The organism is Neoroseomonas soli, from assembly GCF_018129065.1.
GTDB classification, from domain to species: domain Bacteria; phylum Pseudomonadota; class Alphaproteobacteria; order Acetobacterales; family Acetobacteraceae; genus Neoroseomonas; species Neoroseomonas soli.
In genome coordinates this window covers 1-19039 of record NZ_JAAEDM010000015.1, presented here as the reverse complement: position 1 = coordinate 19039, position 19039 = coordinate 1, and the positions used below count along the sequence as shown (strand labels likewise).

The 19039-nt window shown below is 71.1% G+C and carries 20 protein-coding genes; 9 read left to right on the top strand and 11 right to left on the bottom strand.

From position 1 onward, the window contains the following. Window positions 1-4: 4 nt before the first annotated feature. From GXW76_RS08115 to GXW76_RS08105, 3 genes are all read right to left on the bottom strand, one after another. Entirely contained in the window at window positions 5-1123 is a 1119-nt protein-coding gene (locus GXW76_RS08115) for an efflux RND transporter periplasmic adaptor subunit (protein WP_211861504.1), read from the bottom strand. A 73-nt stretch (window positions 1124-1196) separates the two neighbouring features. Then, the gene (locus tag GXW76_RS08110; RefSeq protein ID WP_211861503.1) at window positions 1197-2189 is read right to left on the bottom strand and encodes an ABC transporter ATP-binding protein; all 993 of its coding nucleotides are present in this window, start codon (window positions 2187-2189) and stop codon (window positions 1197-1199) included. After that, complete coding sequence (locus tag GXW76_RS08105) at window positions 2186-3238, bottom strand: ABC transporter ATP-binding protein (protein ID WP_211861502.1); 1053 nt, start codon at window positions 3236-3238, stop codon at window positions 2186-2188. The genes GXW76_RS08110 and GXW76_RS08105 overlap by 4 nt, the downstream gene beginning before the upstream one ends. A 486-nt stretch (window positions 3239-3724) precedes the next feature. Here GXW76_RS08105 and GXW76_RS08100 point away from each other — a divergent pair, with 486 nt between their 5' ends. From GXW76_RS08100 to GXW76_RS08085, 4 genes are all read left to right on the top strand, one after another. After that, the gene (locus GXW76_RS08100; RefSeq protein WP_211861565.1) at window positions 3725-3943 is read left to right on the top strand and encodes a papain-like cysteine protease family protein; all 219 of its coding nucleotides are present in this window, start codon (window positions 3725-3727) and stop codon (window positions 3941-3943) included. Window positions 3944-3982: 39 nt separating this feature from the next. Continuing rightward, entirely contained in the window at window positions 3983-4237 is a 255-nt protein-coding gene (locus tag GXW76_RS08095) for an Lrp/AsnC ligand binding domain-containing protein (RefSeq protein ID WP_211861501.1), read from the top strand. Between the two features lie 113 nt (window positions 4238-4350). After that, a complete protein-coding gene (locus GXW76_RS08090; protein WP_211861500.1) occupies window positions 4351-4614 on the top strand; it encodes a hypothetical protein in 264 nt (87 codons plus the stop codon). Window positions 4615-4732: 118 nt separating this feature from the next. Then, complete coding sequence (locus GXW76_RS08085; protein ID WP_211861499.1) at window positions 4733-4999, top strand: hypothetical protein; 267 nt, start codon at window positions 4733-4735, stop codon at window positions 4997-4999. Between the two features lie 6 nt (window positions 5000-5005). On the opposite strand, the gene GXW76_RS08080 is transcribed toward GXW76_RS08085, so the two are convergent. The 3 genes from GXW76_RS08080 to ggt form a co-directional block, all read right to left on the bottom strand. After that, on the bottom strand, window positions 5006-6502 hold the full coding sequence (locus tag GXW76_RS08080) for an amidase (RefSeq protein WP_211861498.1): 1497 nt from the start codon (window positions 6500-6502) through the stop codon (window positions 5006-5008). After that, window positions 6499-7002 (bottom strand): macro domain-containing protein, encoded by a 504-nt coding sequence (locus GXW76_RS08075; RefSeq protein ID WP_246514027.1) that lies wholly within the window; start codon window positions 7000-7002, stop codon window positions 6499-6501. Before GXW76_RS08075 ends, GXW76_RS08080 begins: the two co-directional genes overlap by 4 nt. Before the next feature lie 153 nt (window positions 7003-7155). Continuing rightward, the gene (gene ggt, locus GXW76_RS08070; protein WP_211861496.1) at window positions 7156-8766 is read right to left on the bottom strand and encodes a gamma-glutamyltransferase; all 1611 of its coding nucleotides are present in this window, start codon (window positions 8764-8766) and stop codon (window positions 7156-7158) included. 127 nt (window positions 8767-8893) lie between these two features. On the opposite strand from ggt, the gene GXW76_RS08065 reads away from it, so the two are divergent. Together GXW76_RS08065 and gpt are read left to right on the top strand one after the other, a co-directional pair. After that, window positions 8894-9235 (top strand): tRNA-binding protein, encoded by a 342-nt coding sequence (locus GXW76_RS08065; protein ID WP_211861495.1) that lies wholly within the window; start codon window positions 8894-8896, stop codon window positions 9233-9235. Then, entirely contained in the window at window positions 9235-9711 is a 477-nt protein-coding gene (gene gpt, locus GXW76_RS08060; protein WP_211861494.1) for a xanthine phosphoribosyltransferase, read from the top strand. Before GXW76_RS08065 ends, gpt begins: the two co-directional genes overlap by 1 nt. Before the next feature lie 4 nt (window positions 9712-9715). Here the strand turns inward: gpt and GXW76_RS08055 are convergent, their stop codons facing one another. Next, entirely contained in the window at window positions 9716-11014 is a 1299-nt protein-coding gene (locus GXW76_RS08055; protein ID WP_211861493.1) for a hemolysin family protein, read from the bottom strand. 350 nt (window positions 11015-11364) lie between these two features. On the opposite strand from GXW76_RS08055, the gene GXW76_RS08050 reads away from it, so the two are divergent. The 3 genes from GXW76_RS08050 to GXW76_RS08040 all read left to right on the top strand — a co-directional run bounded on the left by GXW76_RS08050 (window position 11365) and on the right by GXW76_RS08040 (window position 13286). After that, a complete protein-coding gene (locus tag GXW76_RS08050) occupies window positions 11365-11664 on the top strand; it encodes a hypothetical protein (RefSeq protein WP_211861492.1) in 300 nt (99 codons plus the stop codon). Between the two features lie 64 nt (window positions 11665-11728). Then, a complete protein-coding gene (locus GXW76_RS08045; protein WP_211861491.1) occupies window positions 11729-12355 on the top strand; it encodes a bifunctional 4-hydroxy-2-oxoglutarate aldolase/2-dehydro-3-deoxy-phosphogluconate aldolase in 627 nt (208 codons plus the stop codon). A 1-nt stretch (window position 12356) separates the two neighbouring features. Next, the gene (locus GXW76_RS08040; RefSeq protein WP_211861490.1) at window positions 12357-13286 is read left to right on the top strand and encodes a sugar kinase; all 930 of its coding nucleotides are present in this window, start codon (window positions 12357-12359) and stop codon (window positions 13284-13286) included. A gap of 168 nt (window positions 13287-13454) precedes the next feature. On the opposite strand, the gene recJ is transcribed toward GXW76_RS08040, so the two are convergent. From recJ to GXW76_RS08020, 4 genes are all read right to left on the bottom strand, one after another. Then, on the bottom strand, window positions 13455-15236 hold the full coding sequence (gene recJ / locus GXW76_RS08035; protein ID WP_211861489.1) for a single-stranded-DNA-specific exonuclease RecJ: 1782 nt from the start codon (window positions 15234-15236) through the stop codon (window positions 13455-13457). Further along, window positions 15236-16246 (bottom strand): class II fructose-bisphosphatase, encoded by a 1011-nt coding sequence (gene glpX / locus GXW76_RS08030; protein WP_246514026.1) that lies wholly within the window; start codon window positions 16244-16246, stop codon window positions 15236-15238. Before glpX ends, recJ begins: the two co-directional genes overlap by 1 nt. Window positions 16247-16336: 90 nt before the next feature. Beyond that, complete coding sequence (locus GXW76_RS08025; protein ID WP_211861488.1) at window positions 16337-17629, bottom strand: homoserine dehydrogenase; 1293 nt, start codon at window positions 17627-17629, stop codon at window positions 16337-16339. Next, window positions 17626-18846, bottom strand: coding sequence for an LL-diaminopimelate aminotransferase (locus GXW76_RS08020; protein ID WP_211861487.1), 1221 nt, complete (start codon window positions 18844-18846; stop codon window positions 17626-17628). Before GXW76_RS08020 ends, GXW76_RS08025 begins: the two co-directional genes overlap by 4 nt. Window positions 18847-19039: the final 193 nt, after the last annotated feature.

Below are 19039 nucleotides of genomic sequence, written 5' to 3'. Positions count from 1 at the left end.
CCCGTCAGCTCGTCGGCCGCGCCAGCGTCTCGACCACGCGCACCGGCAGGTCGTTCCTCAGCCTCTGCACGCCGCGGACCACCACCGGCTCGCCGGCGTTCAGGCCCTCGCGCACCTCGACCTCGCCGGGCAGGCGCAGGCCGAGCTTCACTTCCTGCCGCCGTGCGCGCCCGTCGCGGACGACGAACACGAAGGCGCGATCGCCCACCGGGTCGATCGCCTCCTCGGCGACCAGCAGGGCGCGCTCGCGTTCCTCGAGCACCAGTTCCACGGTCAGGAACAGGCCCGGGCGCAAGGCCTCATCCGAGTTGTCGAACTCGCTGATGACGCGGATCGAGCGCGTCGCCGGGTCGATGCGGGTGTCGATGACCGCGACGGTGCCCTGGAAGCGCCGGGTGCCGTAGGCGCTGCTGCGCGCGGTGACGCCGCTGCCGACGCGGATTCGCGCGAGATACACCTCCGGGATCGAGAACTCGACGCGCACGCGCGCCGTGTCGTCGAGCGTCGTGATCGTCGTACCGGGTTGGATCAGGGCGCCGGGGCTGACCTGTCGCAGCCCGACGCGGCCGGAGAAGGGCGCGGTCACGCGCAGTTCCTCGAGTCGCGCCTCGGCCTGGCGGACGCGGCCCTCGGACTGGCGGGAGAGCGCCTCCAGCGTCTCGAGCCGCTGGGCGGCGATGGTCTGGCCGGCCTGCAGCTGCCGCGCCCGCACCAACTGGTTGCGCGCGTCATCCAGCATTGCGCGCGCCTGGTCGAGTTCCGCACGCAAGGCAGCGGCATCGAGCTGCACCAGCGTCGTGCCCATCTCGACGCGCTCGCCTTCCGTGAAGCGGATCTGTTCGACGATGCCCGCGACCTTGCTGGTGATCGTCACGGCTTCCCGCGCGCGGACAGTGCCGACGCTCTCGACCCGTTCGACGACCGGCGCGACGCGCACGGGCTGCACGATCACGCCGACGGGACCGCCCGCGCCGCCGCCCCGCCCGCCGCCCTGCTGCGAGCCGACCTGCATGCCGAGCAGTTCCAGCGGCGGCGGGAGACCCACCTTGTCGCCGTAGAAGTGCCAGGCAGCGCCGGCGCCACCAATCAAGGCCAGCACCGCCACCTGGGTTATGGTCCGCATACGTCGTCCGCCCTGCCGTCGCGAATATGTGACGCCAGCCTGCCGTTTCCACAAGGCTTCGGGCGGACGGGATTCACATGCCCGGAACCTTGATGCAGCGCGCCATGCGGCCTGGCCCGGCGTGGCGGGCCTCCGGCATGGCGGCCGTGCAGGCAGGTTCGGCGAGGTTGCATCGCGGAGCGAAGGCACAACCTTCCGGCAACCGCTCCAGGCTCGGCGGTGCGCCGGGGATGGTGGTCAGCCGCTTGCCACGCATGCCGGCATGCACGGTCGCGCCCAGCAATCCCTGTGGATAGGGGTGCAGCGGCCCCGCCATGAAGGGGCCGACAGGGCCTTCCTCCACCACGCGCCCGGCGTACATGACCGCGACGCGGTCGGCGATCTCGCCCGCCACGCCGAGGTCGTGCGTGACGAAGATGACGCCCATCCCGAGCTTTTCCTGCAATTCGCGCAGCAGCAGCAGCACCTGGATCTGCACTGTCGCGTCGAGCGCCGTCGTCGGCTCGTCCGCCAGCAGAACCTTGGGCTTGCAGGCGAGCGCCACCGCAATCATCGCGCGCTGGCGCAGGCCGCCGGACAACTCATGCGGGTAGGCGGCGAGCCGGCGCTTGGCCGATGGGATATGCACCAGTTCCAGCAGTTCCAGCGCGCGCGCATCCGCCGCAGCGCGGGAGGCACCCTCATGCCGCTGCACCGCCTCGGCGATCTGGCGCCCGATGGTGAAGACCGGGTCGAGCGCGGTCATCGGTTCCTGGAAGATCATCGCCACATCGCCGCCGCGGAAGTCGGCGAGCTGGCGTTCGCTCATCGCCTGCACGTCGCGGCCGGCGACCTCGATCGTCCCGCCGACCTGGGCGCGCTTCGGCAGCAGCTTCATCAGCGCGCGCAGCGTCACCGACTTGCCGGAGCCGGATTCGCCGAGCAGGCACAGCACCTCCCCCTGCGCGAGGTCGAGGTCGACGCCGTTCACCGCATGCACCGTTGAGTCGCGGGAGACGAAGCGCACGGTCAGGTCGCGCGCGCGGACCAGCGGCGCGGGCGCCTCGGGCTTCAGGGCGGCGCTCATGCGGCGATCCTCGGCGCGGCGGAATGGCCGCTGCCGGCCATCGCGGCGTGGCAGGCGGCCTCGTGGCCGTTCATCAGGGTGGCGGGGGCCGGCTCGCGCTCGGCGCACACGGCCTCGGCCATCGTGCAGCGCGTGCGGAAACGGCAGCCGGAGGGAGGATTCACCGGATTCGGCGGGTCGCCCGTCAATGGCGGCTCGGTACGGCGCTGGCCGGGGTCCATCGAGGGACGGGAAGCGAGCAGCGCGCGGGTATAGGGATGCGCCGGGTGTTCGTAGATCTCCCCGACCGGACCGTGCTCGGCCACCTTGCCGAGGTACATCACCAGCACGCGGTCGCTGATGTACTGCACCACATTCAGGTCGTGGCTGATGAAGGCGTAGGTCAGGCCGAACTTCTCCTTGAGGTCCACGAGAAGGTTCAGCACCTGCGCCTCGACCGACTTGTCGAGCGCCGAGACCGGCTCGTCCAGGATCACGAGCCGCGGCTGCAGCGCCAGCGCGCGGGCGATGTTGATGCGCTGGCGCTGGCCGCCCGAGAGCTCATGCGGGTAGCGCCGGGCGAACTGGCCGGGGGCGAGGCCGACGGCGGCGAGCAGGTCATGCGCCCTCTCCCGCGCTTCCTGCGCGGGCACGCCATGCACCTTGGGCGCGAAGGCGATGGTTTCCTCGATGGTCAGGCGCGGGTTCAGAGAGGCGTAGGAATCCTGGAACACCATCTGCACCTGGCGTCGGTAGTCGCGCAGCGCGATGCCGCCGGCCTGGTCGCTGCCGCCGACCGTCTCGCCGTCGAAGACCATCCGGCCGGCATCGGGGTCGAGCAGGCGCATCAGCAGGCGGGCGGTGGTGGATTTGCCGCAGCCGCTCTCGCCGACGATGCCAAGGGTCTCGCCCTTCAGGATCGTCAGGTCCACGCCGTCCACGGCGCGCACCGTCGCGACCTGGCGGCCGAGGAGCCCACCGTGAATGGGGAAATGCTTCACGAGGCCGGTCACCTCGAGCAGTGGCTGCGCAGGTCCGCCCCGATCAGGGGCCTGGGAGAGTGCGGTCATGCCCGGGAGGCTAGCAACCACCATGCCGCGTGTCGTCCCCCCCCTGCTCCCGCCAGCCGCGGACGCCACCTGCCCAGCGCTTGGGCACTGCCGCCCACCCGTGCGCCACGCGACGCTCATCGAAGCTTCGTGGCAGCAAATCCACGAAGTCTGGAGGCATCTGCCCGCTTCCGCTCGAGAGGCATCCCACGCTGATCGGTGCCCACCGCTTCCCCGGCCGCAGCCGCTCGAACGCCCTTTCGTCGACCGGGCCTTCGCTGCTGCTCACGAGCCGCTGGTCGGGCAGGTCGCTCCATGGACTGCTGGCACGCGGCCGCCTGCATGGTCGCCTATTGCCGGGAGGCCGGGCCGCGCCTCGGCCATTCCGGTCGAATGGAATGCGAATGAAGGCATCACCGAGCAGGGCTTCACCCGCCCCGCCGCCGTCGAGGGGCTGGAACCCGTGCCGCTGCCCTCCGGCACCCACAACCCCCGCGCGTCCGCTGGCTGACGCTCTACGGCCCCGTCCGGGCGGCCGGCGACTGGTATGGCCTCGGCCATGTGATCGTGCTGACCGGAATCGACGGTGACACGCTGCGCCTCAACGATCCGGACGACCGGATCGGCGGTGACGACGGGCGGCGCGGGACCGAAGCCGTGCAGTGGTTCAACCACCACCTCTTCTGGGCCTTGGACCGCTGCATGATGTACAAGCCGGCTAAGTAGGCGCCCGATCCGCGCGGCGCCGCAGCAGATGGACCGGCGATGCGCGCGATCTTCGTAATGATCAAATGCGACATGGGGCAGGCCTACCGGGTTGCCCGGGAAATGGCCGACAGCATCGAGGAACTCTCGGAGATGCACTCCATCTCCGGCCAGTACGACCTGCTGGGGAAGTTCTACCTCGAGCCGGACCGGGACATCGGCCTCTTCGTCGTGGAGAAGGTGCAGACCGTGTCCGGCGTGAAGGACACCTACACGCTGCAGACCTTCAACGCCTTCTCCGGCACGCGGGGCTGAAGCCCGCTGAATCGTGGCGGCCCGCCGCAATGGTGCCGCCGCGATGCCGCCGCCCGGCCGCCGCCGGGCCATGAGCCGCGGCGATCCTCCGAGGTGCCAGGAGGATCTCCGCCATGCGTCTTCTTCCCACCCTCGCCCTTTCCGCGAGCATCGCCCTCGGCGCCTGCCAGCATCCGGATGGCAGCACCGACTGGGGCAGCACGGCCGCGCTCGGCATCGGAGCGGCGGCCCTGGTCGGCCTGGCGGCAGTCGCGGCGAACAACAGCGACAACGACCGGTACTATCGGCGCGACTACAGGCGCCAAGGCGGCTACCGCCAGCGCGGCTACGACCGCTATGCGAGCGGCTGGGACCGGCCCTATCGCTCACGCTGGTGAGAGCGACGGCGCGTTACAAACCGCCGCACCCCGGCCTTGATTCAGCCCCGCAACTTTCACGCTGAGCGCGTCTTCTTACAGGGTGACGACAGGCCCAATGGAAAAGAGGAGACCCGCCATGCGAGCCATGCCGATCCTGGCCCTCGGGGCCGCGCTTCTCACTGCGGGATGCTACGACGCCTACGGCCGCGTCGACCCCGCGCGCACGGCGCTGCTCGGCGCCGGCGTTGGTGCGGCGGCGGGGCTCGGCGTCGCCGCCGCGTCCCAGCCGCGCTACCGCTATTACGACGACAGCCCGCGCTACTACGCGCCGGCGCCGCGCTACTATGCCCCGGCGCCCCGGTACTATTACGGTCCGCCGTCGGGCTACTACCGCGGCTGGTGAACCCGATCAGTCCCAGCCCACCGCGCCCGGCATCTCCTTGACCGGCGGTGCCGCCTTCAGCGCGGCGAGGTCCGGGACCGGGCGGCGCAGTTCCGGGTCGTTCACGAAGGCCTCCTCGATCGCCGCCGCGACGCGCAGCAGGAGTGCGTCGCCGCCGCGCGGGCCGACCACCTGCAGGCCGAAGGGCATGCCGTTGCGGTCGACGCCCATCGGGATCGACACCGCCGGGTGGCCGCACAGCGTCACGTAGTAGGCCATCGCCAGCCAGTGGAAGTAGGTGCGGGTCGGCTGGCCGTCGATCTCCGCGGGGTAGAGTTCCTTCCACGGCCGCGGGGAGACGGTGATGGCCGGCGTGATCAGGATGTCGTGGCGCGCGAAGAAATGCTGCCAGGCCCGGTACATGCGCGTCTGCTGCGCCGCGGCACGCGCCGCGTCCTCGATCGTGTAGCGCAGGCCTTCCTCGACATTGGCACGCACGTTCGGACCAACATCCTGCGGGCGCGTGCGCGCCTTCTCGAGGTGGGAGGTGAGGAAGCCGGTGGCGCGCAGCACCTCGAAGGCCTCGTCGCCGCCGCGGCAATCGGGGCTGGCTTCATCCGCCGCGCCGAACATCGGGGCGATGGCGCGGGCGCGGGTCGCGAAGACCTCGCGGATGTGCTTCTCGACCGGCGCCTGGCCGAAATCCGCGCTGACCGCGAGGCGCAGCGAGCCGAGGTCGATCGGCTTCACCGGATAATACATGTCCGCCACGCCGCGCCCCACCGCGCCATGCAGCGTATAGGCCAGCGGGTCCTGGGCATCGTCCGATGCCATCGCCGAGAGCATCAGCGCCGTGTCCTGCATGTTCCGCGCCATCGGCCCGAGCACCGGCAGGCCGGACCAGCCATGCCCGCGCTTTTCGGACGGCACCAGCCCCGGCGAGGGCCGGTAGCCGACGATGCCGTTGAACGCCGCCGGGTTGCGCAGCGAACCGCCGGTGTCGGAACCCGAGCAGATCGGCGCCATGCCGCAGGCCAGCGCCACGCCCGACCCGCCCGAGGAACCCGCCGCGGACTTCGTGGGATCGAATGGATTGCCCGTCACGCCATAGACAGCGTTCCGCGTGTTCGCGCCGGCGCCGAATTCCGGCGTGTTGGTCTTGCCGATGACGATGGCGCCGGCCTTGCGCAGGTTGGCGACCATGCCGCAATCGGCCTCGGGCACGAAGTCGGCGAAGATCGGGCTGCCATAGGTGGTGCGCAGCCCCTTGGTCTCCTCGAGGTCCTTGATGCCGACCGGCAGGCCATGCAGCGCGCCGAGCGTCTCGCCCTTCATCACCGCCTGCTCGGCGGCCTTGGCGCCGGCGCGGGCGGCGGGCTCGTCCATCGCGACCATCGCGTTCACCGCGTGGTTCACCTCGCCGATGCGCGCCAGGCAGGACTCCAGCAATTCGACCGGGGAAAGCGCCTTGCGCCCGATCAGGCGCCGCGCCTCGACCGCGGAGAGATCGCAGGGTTCCGTCATGGACCGATTTCCTTCACGTAGGTGTCGAGCGTGTGCTGGTCGAAGCAGGCGAAGGTGACGTCCACCTCGCCGTGGCGGGCAATCTCCTCCCGCACCGTCGCGACGGCAATCCGCGTCGCCTGGTCGAGCGGGTAGCCGAAGATGCCGGTGGAGATGGCGGGGAAGGCGATCGAACGGCCGCCCGCCTCCCGCAGCAGGCGCAGGGATTCGCGGTAGCAGGCGGCGAGCAGCGCAGGCTCCCCGCGGTCGCCGCCGTACCAGACCGGGCCGACGGCGTGGATCACGTGCTTCGCGGGCAGCGCGAAACCCGGGGTGATGCGCGCCTCCCCGGTCGGGCACGGGGCGACGCGGTCGCAGGCCTCGGCGAGTTCCGCCGCGCCCGCAGCCCGGAAGATCGCACCGCAGACGCCGCCGCCCTGGGCGAGGCGTTCATTCGCCGCGTTCACGATCGCATCCACAGAAAGCGTCGTGATGTCGGCGCGGATGGCATGGAGCGGCATCCTTCCCTCCCTCATCTGGCGAGCGCGACCTGCGGCGCGCCTCCCTGGCGCGCCGAGGCCGCGAATGCGGCCCGCCGGTTGCCCGGCGAAGCCAAGGGCCGCGGATGCGGCCCGCCCGACGTCTGAGGGCAAGGTAGACGTAGCGAGGCTACGCTAGTAGCCCATCGCGCACCCGTCCTTGCGCGGGTCCGACCCGCCGACCAGACAGCCGTTCTTCCGGTCGATGAAGATGGCCTGCCCGCCGCCATGCGGCTTGTCGACCAGTTCGCAGACATGGCCCATCCGGTTCAGCTGGTCCACGACGCTGCCGGGGATGCCGCGCTCGACCTGCACATTGCCGCCCTGCGGCATCAGGCGCGGGAAGTCGATCGCCTCCTGCACGTCGAGGCCGAACTCGAAGTGGTTGGTCAGGAACAGGCTATGGCCCATCGGCTGGAAGCGGCCGCCCATGACGCCATAGGGCATGATCGCCTGGCCGTCCTTCATCACCATGCCGGGGATGATGGTGTGCAGCGGCCGCTTGTTCGGCGCGATGCAGTTGGGGTGGCCTTCCTGGATGCGGAAGCCGAAGCCGCGGTTCTGGAGCATCACGCCCGCCTTCTCGGCGAGGATGCCGGTGCCGAAGCCCTCGAAGAGCGAGTTGATGAAGGAACAGGCGTTGCCGTCCTTGTCCACCACGCAGAGATAGACCGTGTCCTTGTGCTTCGCGAGGTCGCTCTCGCCCGCGGGCGGTAGTTCCGCCTCGGTCATCGCAGCGTCGTCGCGGATGGCGCCTGCGACGCGCTTCAGGTAGTCGGCGTTCAGCAGCTTCGCGACCGGCACATCGACCTGCGACGGGTCGGCGAGGAAGGCGTCGCGGTCGCGATAGGCGAAGCGGGCGGCCTCGATGTGGCGATGGTAGCGCAGCGCCGAGCCCGGCCCGCCTTCCGGCGTCTCGAGGTTGCCAAGCGTGCCCAGGATCTGCAGCACATGCATCCCGACGCCGTTCGGCGGGCACTGGAACACCTCCATGCCGCGCCACTTGATCGAGATCGGCTCGACGAACTCGGCCACGTCGGCGCCGCGGGCGAAGTCCTCTTCCGTGTGCAGGCCGCCGGCGGCGCGCAGGGTGGCGACCATGTCGGCCGCGACCTCGCCCTCGTAGAAGGCCTTCTTGCCCTTGGCCGCGATGGCGCGGAGCGTGCGCGCGAGTTCGGGCTGCACGAAGCGGCTGCCGAGGGCCGGCGCCTCGCCGTCCTTCAGGAAGCGGCGCGCCGAGGCCGGATGCTTCGACAGCTTGCCGACCAGGCCCTGCCAGTCGCTGGCCACCCGCGGGGAGACGGCGAAGCCTTCCTCCGCATAGCGGATGGCCGCCTGCAGGATGACGTCGAGGCCGAGCTTGCCATGCGTCCGGTTCAGGAGTTCCCAGGCGCTGATCGCGCCGGGGACGGTCACGGAATGGGCGGAGGTGTTGACCATCGCGGTCAGGCCCGCGGCGCGCAGCGCCTCCGGCGTCGCCGCCCCCGGCGCGCGGCCCGAGCCGTTCAGCGCGACGACCTTCGACGAACCCGCCGGCACGTAGAGGCAGAAGCAATCCCCGCCGATGCCGGTCGAGGCGGGCTCGATCACGCATTGCACGGCGCAGGCGGCGATGGCGGCGTCCATCGCATTGCCGCCGGCGCGCAGGATGTCGAGCGCGGCGAGCGTCGCCTGCGGCATCGAGGTCGCGGCCATGCCATTGGTGCCATAGGCGGCGCTGCGGCCGGGAAGGTGGAAGTCGCGCATTGCTTGTCCGTTTCCGTTGGGGGGTGTGCTTGGTCCCCTCCATGCAACGGCGCGGGCGCGGGGGAAAGCCCCCCGGCCATGCCGAAGGGCATTCCCAGCCCCCTGCAACCTGCTCTAGACGCTGACCATGGACAGCCTCGCCACGCTCGACGACTTCCTCCGCCTCGATATCCGCGTCGGCACCGTCGTGGACGCGCAGCCCTTCCCGGAGGCACGCAAGCCATCGATCCGGCTTTGGATCGACTTCGGCGGCACGCTCGGGGTCAAGCGGTCCTCGGCGCAGATCACCGTGCACTATCCGACCGACCGGCTGATCGGCCGGCAGGTGCTGGCGGTGGTGAACTTCCCGCCGCGCAGCATCGCCGGCTTCGAGAGCGAGGTCCTGACCCTCGGCGTGCCGGACGAGAACGGCGAGGTTGTGCTTCTCAAACCCGACATGCGGGTCCCGGACGGGGGAAAGATGTACTGATGACGCAGAAATACTACACGGTGACGTGGGACCAGCTGCACCGGGACAGCAAGGCCCTCGCCTGGCGCCTGCTGGACAGGGGCCCCTATCGCGGCATCGTCGCCATCACCCGCGGCGGGCTGATCCCGGCCGCGATCATCGCGCGCGAACTTGACTGCCGCCTCATCGAGAGCGTGTCCATCGTCACCTACGACGAGGAGAAGCGCGGCCAGCCCCGCGTGGCCAAGCCGCCGGTCGCCGCCGGTGACGGCGAGGGTTGGCTGATCGTGGATGACCTGGTGGACACCGGCACCACGGCGCGCGTGGTCCGCGCCCTGCTGCCCAAGGCGCATTTCGCGACCGTCTATGCGAAGCCCGCAGGCAAGCCGACCGTGGATACCTTCATCACCGAGGTCTCCCAGGACACCTGGATCCTGTTCCCCTGGGACACCGAGCCGCAGTTCGTCGCGCCGATCGCCAAGACCGCGACGAGGTGAGCAGTCAGGTGGCCGCCTCCTCGCGCATCGCCAGCACCTTGTCCACGCGGCGGCCGTCCATGTCGACGACCTCGAACCGCCAGCCGGCCCAGACGATGCGGTCGCCTTCCTTCGGCACGCGCTTGAGCAGCGCCAGCATCAGCCCCGCCACCGTGTGGTAGGTGCCCGCACCCGGCAGTTCCGGGAGTTCAAGCCGCGCCCGCAACTCGTCCGACGGCATGGAGCCGTCGAGCAGCAGCGAACCATCCGCACGCTCCACCGCCACGCCGTCCCGCGGGAGTTCGACAGGGCCGAGGTCGCCGACAATGGCCTCGAGCAGGTCCGAGGCAGTGACGACGCCCTCGAAGGATCCGTACTCGTCCATCACCAGCGCCATGCCGAGACGGTCGCCGCGCAGCCGCTCCAGCGCATCGAGCGCGGTCAGCGTGTCCGGCAGCACCAGCGGCTGGCGCATCACGGCGGCAAGCGACATCGGCTTGCCTTCCAGCATCTGGTCCAGCAGATCCTTCGCAACCACCACGCCGACGACATTGTCCACGCGCTTGTCGGCAACCACGAAGCGCGTCACGTCCGAAGCGCGCAGGCGCGCGGCGCTCTCCTCCGGCGGGTCGGAGCGATCGAGCCAGGCCAGGTCGTTGCGCGGCGTCATCAGCGCGCGCACCGGCTTGTCGGCCAGGCGCAGCACGCGCTCGATCATGTGCTGCTCCTCGGTCTCGAGCGCACCGGCCTGGGCGCCCTCGGCGACCACGGCCTTGACCTCCTCTTCCGTGACCGACTGCTCGCCGGGGACGGCTGGGCCGAAGAACCTCAGCACGAAGGCCGAGGACTTCCCCAGGACCCAGACGACGGGCGCGGAATAGCGCGCCAGCGCCGCGAGCGGGCGGGATACGGCCACCGCGACCCGCTCCGGGTTGCGGAGCGCCACCTGCTTCGGGACCAGTTCGCCCAGGATGAGGCTGAGATAGGTGATGAGGATGACGACCAGGGCGAAGCCGATCTCGACACCGTAGGGCGCCACGCCCGGTATGGCGTTGAAGGCCTCCCCCACCGTGCCCGAGAGGCGCGCGCCGCCGAAGGCGCCGGCGATGATGCCGACCATGGTGATGCCCACCTGCACCGTCGGCAGGAAGCGCTGCGGGTCGTCGGCGAGGGCGAGTGCGGCCTCGGCCCCCACGCTGCCCTGGCGCTGCAGCGCCATCAGGCGGGAACGCCGCGACGACACGATCGCCAATTCGCTCATGGCGAAGGCGCCGTTCAACAGCACGAGAACAAGGATAACGCCGATCTCTAGGGCCAGGCCCATGGGGTAAGCCACCTCCGGGCTGCGTCATAGAGCATCGGGGCTGTGGTTGGAATTCGGCGTGCCGGCAGGCCGAAAGGCGCGCGTGGGGATGTATCGGAGCCGGCCACGCCACCAGCGATTGTGGCGCGGCGCCGGCACGGACACAGGACACGCGGCATGAGCGGCCGGCCAAGCAGCCGTGCTTCCCGCAAGAGTTTGAGAATGCGGGTTCATCGTGTGACGCCCGTGGTGAATCCGGCCGCAGGATGATTCACGCATTTTCGCGACAAGCGAACAAAAACAAGACGAATTTGCTCGCATCCCTCAGGAAGATTCACTAATCGTTCGTTAACGTCCTCCACCGAGGCCCCATGTCCGCGCCCGTCCCCAGCGAATCCCCCGCAACCGAGACGAACGTCACGACCCTCCCGCTGCGGCCCGAGGATCGGCTCCGCCTCGCGCTCCGTCGCCTGGAGCAGGCCATCGGCGAGCAGTCCGAAGCCACGAAGGGGCTGCGCTCGGCCATCGGCGACCTCTCCTGCACCATGGCGCGGCTCGGGGAAGGCGTGGCCGGCTATCGCGGCGCCCTCGATACGACCGCGGCCGAGATCGAGCGCGCCCTCGCCGCCGCCCGCACCCTGCAGGCAACCGCCGATCGCATGGCGGTCTGACCGCCCGCCCCTTGCCTCCGGTGCGAGGCGCCCCGAGCATGGTGTCGCCAAGTCCGAGGCTGCCATGCACCCGCTGATCCCCCGCCTGAAGGAAGCACGCATCATCCCGGTGGTGCGCGCCTCCTCCGCCGCCCGCGCGGCCACCGCCGTCGCCTGGCTTCAGGAAGCCGGGCTGCGCGTGTTCGAGATCACCATGACCGTGCCGGAAGCGCCTGCGCTGATCCGCGCGCTGGCCGCCGACCCCGAACTGCTGATCGGGGCCGGCACCGTGCCGGATGCGCGGACGGCAGAGGCATGCCTCGAGGCCGGGGCGCGCTTCGTCGTGGCGCCCTGGGTGGATCCTTCACTTGCCGACACGGTGCAGGATGCCGGGGCCTGCCTGATGCTCGGTGCGCTGACGCCCACGGAGGTGCGCTCGGCACTGGCCGCCGGGGCCGACGTGGTGAAGATCTTCCCGGCGAGCTCGACCGGGGGCCCTGGGCATATCAGGTCGCTGCGCTCAGTCTTTCCGGACGTCGTCTTCTGCCCGACCGGCGGGGTCGATCCGGACAACACGCCCGCCTACCTCGCCGCCGGGGCCGCCTTCGTCGGCATCGGCGGCCGCCTGGTGGACGAGGCGCTGATCGCCGCGGGCGACCGCGCTGCCGTGCAGAAGGCCGCCGAGGCGGCCCTCGGCATCATGAGGGCCTGAGATGCCGGACCTGCTCTGCATGGGCGAGCCCATGCTGGAGTTCAACCAGCAGCCGCCCGGAGCGGATGGGCGGATGCTCTACCTGGAAGGGCACGGCGGGGATACGTCCAACGCCGCCATCGCCGCAGCGCGCTCCGGCGCCTCGGTCGGCTACGTCACCGCGGTGGGGCGCGACGGGCCGGGGGATTCCTTCATGGCGCTCTGGGCACGCGAAGGCGTGGACACCGCGACGGTGATCCGCCGTGCAGAGGCGCCGACCGGCATCTACTTCGTCTCCCATGACGCCGCAGGGCACCATTTCACCTTCTACCGCAGCGGCAGCGCCGCCGCGCGCTATCTGCCCGAGGAGGTGCCGGAAGACGCCATCCGGGCCACGCGCGTCCTGCATCTCTCGGGCATCAGCCAGGCCATCTCGGAGAGCGCCTGCGATGCAGCCTTCCGCGCGATCGGGATCGCGCGCGCCGCCGGTGTGCGCGTTTCATACGACACCAACCTGCGGCTTCGGCTCTGGCCCACGGCGCGGGCGGCGGCGGTGATCCACGCAGCGATCGGGATGGCGGACATTGCCCTGCCCTCCCTCGACGACGCCACGACGCTGACCGGGCTTACCAATCCGGATTCGGTGGCGGACTACTACCTGCGCCTCTGCCCGCTGGTGCTGCTGAAATGCGGCGCGGCGGGCTGCCTGGTCGCGACGCGGGACAGGCGAACGCGCATCCCGGCCCATCGCGTCGCCTCGGTGGATGCGACGGGCGCGGGGGATACCTTCGCGGGCGCCTTCCTGGCGCGCCTGCTGACCGGCGACGCGCCGGAGGAGGCCGCACGCTACGCCAATGCCGCCGCCGCCCTGTCGACGACCGGGTATGGGGCGGTGGCGCCGATCCCTCGCGCGGAGCAGGTCCGCGCCCTGCTCGCCGCCACGCCGGCCTGAGGCAGGCGGCGGCGCTGTTGCCGGCGGAATGGCCTGGGAGACCGCTTGAGAATGCGCCGGATGGCGCATGCTCAACTCCGGCACCGCCCACCCGGCCACCCATCCAGGATACTGTCGTTGGATGGCCGCGTGGGGATGCGGGCCGGTGCCGGCATTCTCAAACGGTCTCTAAGCCGGCGCGGCGTCCACCACCTGCAGGGAGGCGCTGACCTCCCCGTTCCACTGTTCCGCGCGCAGGTGGCCGCAAAGGTGCAGCGGCACCCTGTCCGCGGCCAGCAGGGTCTGCGCGAGCGGCCCGTCCTTGGCGCGGAAGCAGATGGTCTTGAGCCGGCCGCCACCCTCGCCTTCCACGATGGCGCGCACCGTCGCGCCCTCCTTGCCGACGCGATCGGCCTTGACCACCCGGGCGCGCTGGATGACGAAGATCGGCTCCTCGTTGCCCGGCCCGAAGGGCGCGAGGCGTGCCACGTCCTTCGCCAGGTCCGCCTGCGCGGCGAGGACGTTCAGCGTGCCCTCCACCAGCAGGTCGGCCGCGGCAGGCAGCAACGCCGCGTGCTGGAGGCGTTCCTCGAGATAGGCGTGCACTTCCTCGTGCCGCCCGGCGCGGAAGGAGAAGCCGGCGGCCATCGCGTGCCCGCCGCCCGTCTCCAGCAACCCGGCCTGGCGCGCCGCGATCACCGCCGCACCCAGGTCCACCCCCGGCACCGAGCGGCCCGAGCCCTTGGCCAGCCCATCCGCGAGCCCGGCGACGCAGGCCGGGCGGTTGAAGCGTTCCTTCATGCGGCCGGCGACGATGCCGACCACGCCGGGGTGCCAGCCCTCGCCGACCAGCAGCAGCACGGCGCGGCCCTCGGCGGCCTGGGCTTCGGCCATGGCGTGGGCGGCGGCGAGGACCTCGCCCTCCACCTCCTGCCGCCGGCGGTTCACGGCGTCGAGCTTCTCGGCGATGACGCGCGCCTCGACGGCGTCCTCGCAGAGCAACAGGCGCAGGCCGAGATCGGGCTCCCCGATGCGCCCGGAAGCGTTGATCCGCGGCCCGAGCAGGAAGCCGAGCGTATGGGCCGAGGGCGCATCCCGCGCCCCGGTCACCTCGAGCAGCGCGGCGATCCCCGCCCTGCCCCGCCGCCCCATCACCTTCAGCCCCTGCGCGACAAGCGCACGGTTGAAGCCGGTCAGAGGCATGACGTCGCAGACGGTGGCAAGCGCCACCAGGTCGAGCAGCCCGAGCAGATCAGGCTCGGGCCGGCGCGCGAACCAGCCGGCCTTGCGCAGCACGCGCACCGTCGCCGCGGCGGCGAGGAAGGCGACCGCCGCCGCGCAGACGTGATGCAGGCCCGAGCCGCAGTCGAGCCGGTTCGGGTTCACCGCCGCGAGGATGCGCGGCAGCGGCCCTTCCGCCTTGTGATGGTCCAGCACCACCACATCGGCGCGGTTCTCGGCGGCGGCAAGCGCCTCGCCCGCCGCGATGCCGCAATCCACGCAGACGAGCAGGGAGGCGCCGCCGTCGCAAAGCCCGGCGATCGCCGGCGCGTTCGGGCCGTAGCCCTCCTTCAGCCTGTCGGGGACATAGGGCGTCACCTCGCAGCCGAGGTCGCGCAGGAAACGCGACATCAGCGCGCCGGAGCAGGCCCCGTCCACGTCGTAGTCGCCGAAGACCGCGACGTGCTCCCCGCTGCGCACCGCCGCCGCGAGCCGGTCCGCCGCCGCGTCCATGTCCGCGAGCGCCGAGGGGTCCGGCATCAGCACGCGCAGCGTCGGTTCGAGGAAGTCGGCGGCGTGGTCGAGCCCGATGCCGCGCGCGGCGAGCAGCCGGCCGACCATTTCCGGCAGGCCAAGGCGCTGGGCGATGCCGAGCCCCGTTCGCGCATCCGCCGGCCGCCACAGCCAGCGGCGGCCGGTCACGCTGCGCTCGACCCCGAGGACAGGCCCTGACGCCCCCGCGCCATCCATCAGGCGACGAAGGCGCTGGGCTTGCGGGCGAAGTTGTGGTGACCCTCGACGTACCGGACGGTGCCGGACTTCGAGCGCATCACAATCGAATGCGTGTAGGCCCCGCCGGCGAAGCGCCGCACGCCGCGCAGCATGGCGCCCGAGGTCACGCCGGTCGCGGCGAACATCACGTCGCCCCGGGCCATGTCCTCGACGCCGTAGATCCGGTTCGGGTCCGTCACGCCCATGGTGGCGGCGCGGGCGATCTGCTCCTCGTTCTCGAACATCAGGCGGCCCTGCATCTGGCCGCCGATGCAGCGCAGCGCCGCGGCCGCCAGCACGCCTTCCGGCGCGCCGCCCGAGCCCATGTAGATGTCGATGCCCGCATCGCGCTGGCTGACGTTGATCACGCCCGCCACGTCGCCGTCGCCGATCAGGGTGATGCGCGCGCCGGCGGCGCGGCAGGCCTTGATCATCTCCTTGTGGCGATCGCGATCGAGAGTGCAGACCATCAGGTCGCTGATGTCGCACTTCCTGGCCTTGGCGAGTTCGCGCAGGTTCTCCTCGGGGGAGGCGTCGAGGTTGACCACGCCGTCCGGCAGGCCGGGGCCCACCGCGATCTTGTCCATGTAGATGTCGGGGGCGTGCAGGAAGCCACCCTTCTCGGCCAGCGCGACCGTGGCGATGGCGTTCGGCCCGCCCTTGGCGGTGATGGAGGTGCCTTCGAGCGGATCGACCGCGATATCGACTTCCGGCCCGCCGCCGGCGCGCGCGTAGAGGCCGACCTTCTCGCCGATGTAGAGCATCGGCGCCTCGTCCATCTCGCCCTCGCCGATGACGACGGTGCCGGTGATGGCGACGGTGTCGAAGGCCTTGCGCATCGCCTCGACCGCCGCGCCGTCGGCGGAGTTCTTGTCGCCGCGCCCGATCCACCGGGAGGCGGCAAGCGCCGCGGCCTCGGTGACGCGCACCAGTTCCAGGGCCAGGTTGCGGTCCACGACCATTCCGGGCGGGGTGGCGGTCTCGGGCATGGGGCGTTCTCCTGTGATTCCACCCCAGTCTATACCAGTGCCTGGATTCGCGCGGCCAGGGGCAGAGCCCCCCCCCCGGCCGCCCCGGGGCTAAAGTGCCTCGATGCGGATCAGCGCCGGCCTTTCCACTACCGCATCGAGTGCGGCGATGCGCGCGAGGGCGGCGCGCACGGAGGCCTCGCTCGTCTCGTGGGTGGTCAGCACCACCGGCACCGCCTCGCCCGGCGCGCGACCGCGCTGGAGCATGGATTCGAGGCTGATCGCGTGGTCGCGCAGCACGCCCGTCACGTCGGCGATCACGCCGGGCCGGTCCACCACCATCAGGCGCAGGTAATAGGCGCCGACATGGCGGTCCATCGGCAGCGACGGCTCCGGCTTCAGCGCGGCGGAGGCCGCGCCCCAGACCGGGGTGAAGCGCCCGCGGGCGATGTCCACCAGGTCCGCCACCACGGCCGAGGCCGTCGGCCCCGCCCCGGCGCCGCGGCCTTCCATCATCACGCGGCCGACGAAATCGCCTTCCGCGACCACGGCGTTGAACACGCCGTCCACCCGCGCGATCGGCGCGCCGACCGGCACCATGCAGGGATGCACGCGGGTCGAGATGCCGCCTTCCTCGCGCTTGGCGATGCCGAGCAGCTTGATGCGGTAGCCGAGTTCCTCGGCGAGCGCGATGTCGAGCGCGGAGACGTCGCGGATGCCTTCCACGTGCACGGCGGAGAAATCCACCGGCCGCCCGAAGGCGAGCGCCGCGAGGATCGCCAGCTTGTGCGCCGCGTCGATGCCGTCGATGTCGAAGGAGGGATCGGCCTCGGCGTAGCCGAGCTTCTGCGCCTCGTGCAGCACCTCGGCGAATTCGCGCCGCTCGGTCCGCATCGTCGTCAGGATGTAGTTGCAGGTGCCGTTCAGGATGCCGGCGACGCGCTGGATGCGGTTGGCCGCGAGCCCTTCCCGCACCGCCTTGATCGCGGGGATGCCGCCGGCGACCGATGCCTCGAAGGCGAGTGCCACGCCCTTGGCCTCGGCGGCCTGGGCGAGCGCCGCGCCATGCACCGCGAGCAGCGCCTTGTTGGCGGTGACGACGTGCTTGCCCGCGGCGAGCGCCGCTTCCACCAGCGCCTTGGCCGGGCCGTCGGAGCCGCCGATGCACTCCACCACCACCTCGACCTGCGGGTCGGCGGCGAGTGCCACGGGGTCCTCGTACCAGCGCAGGCCCGACAGCGGGATGCCGCGGTCGCGGGAGCGGTCGCGGGCGGAGATGGCGGTGACGGCGATCGGCCGCCCCGCGCGCGCGGCGATGATGTCCGCATTCGCGCGCAGCACGTTGACGACCCCGGCGCCGACCGTTCCCAGGCCGGCGACCGCAATGGCAAGCGGACGGTTCATGCGTTGGTCAGTTCCTGCTGCGCTTCGGCCGGCGCGGCATTGTCGCCGGCGAGGAAGGATTTGATGCCGCGCAGCGCCTGGCGGATGCGGTGGTTGTTCTCCACCAGCGCGATGCGCACGTGTTCGTCGCCATGTTCGCCGAAGCCGAGGCCCGGTGCGACGGCGACCTTCGCCTTCTCGAGCAGCAGCTTGGAGAAGCCGACCGAGCCGAGATGGCGGAAACGCTCCGGGATCGGCGCCCAGAGGAACATCGACGCCTCCGGCGCCGGCACGTCCCACCCCACGGCGCGCAGGCCCTTCACCAGCACCTCGCGGCGGTCCTTGTAGAGCGCGCGCATCTCCGCGATGCAGTCCTGCGGGCCGTTCAGCGCGGCGGTGGCGGCGACCTGGATCGGCGTGAAGGCGCCGTAGTCGAGATAGGACTTCACCCGCGCGAGTGCGGCGATCAGCCGCGGGTTGCCCGCCGCGAAGCCCATGCGCCAGCCCGGCATGTTGTAGGTCTTGGACATCGAGGTGAATTCGACCGTGATGTCCTTCGCCCCCGGCACTTCCAGCACGGAGGGCGGCGGCACGTCGCCGTAGTAGAGTTCGGCGTAGGCGAGGTCCGACAGGATGAAGAGCTCGTGCCTGCGGCAGAGCGCCACGAGCTCGCGATAGAACTCGATCGACGCGACGAGCGCGGTCGGATTGGACGGGAAGTTGACGATCACCGCGGTCGGCTTGGGCACGGAATGGCGCACCGCGCGGTCGATCGCCGCCAGCATCGAATCATCCGGCGTGTACGGGATGCTGCGCACCGAGGCGCCGGCGATGATGAAGCCGAACTGGTGGATCGGATAGGACGGGTTCGGCACCAGGATGGTGTCGCCCGGGCTGCTGATTGCCTGGGCGAGGTTGGCGAGTCCCTCCTTGGAGCCCAGCGTCGCGACGACTTCCGTTTCGGGGTCGAGCTTCACGCCGAAGCGGCGGTCGTAGTAACCGGCCAACGCCCTGCGCAGGCCCGGGATGCCCTTGGACACCGAATAGCGGTGCGTCCGCGGGTCCTGCACCGCCTCGATCAGCTTGGCGACGATGTGCGGCGGCGTCGGGCTGTCCGGATTGCCCATGCCGAGGTCCACGATGTCCTCCGCTGCCGCGCGCGCCTTCGCCTTCGCCGCGTTCACTTCGGCGAAGACATAGGGCGGCAGGCGGCGGATGCGGTGGAAGTCCTCGGTCATTCTCGGGATCCGTGGGTGAGAGGGGCGCGGACCATAGATCAAGGGCCGCCCCCTGTGTATCGCCGCGTTCAGCGGGTCCGGGGCGCAAGCAGGTCGGGGGATGGCAGCGCCGGCGGCGCGGCGCCGGGGGCGAGCAGTTCCGCCGGCGGCGGGGGCGGCGGGGCCGCATCCATCTGCGGCAGGGCGGGCGCGG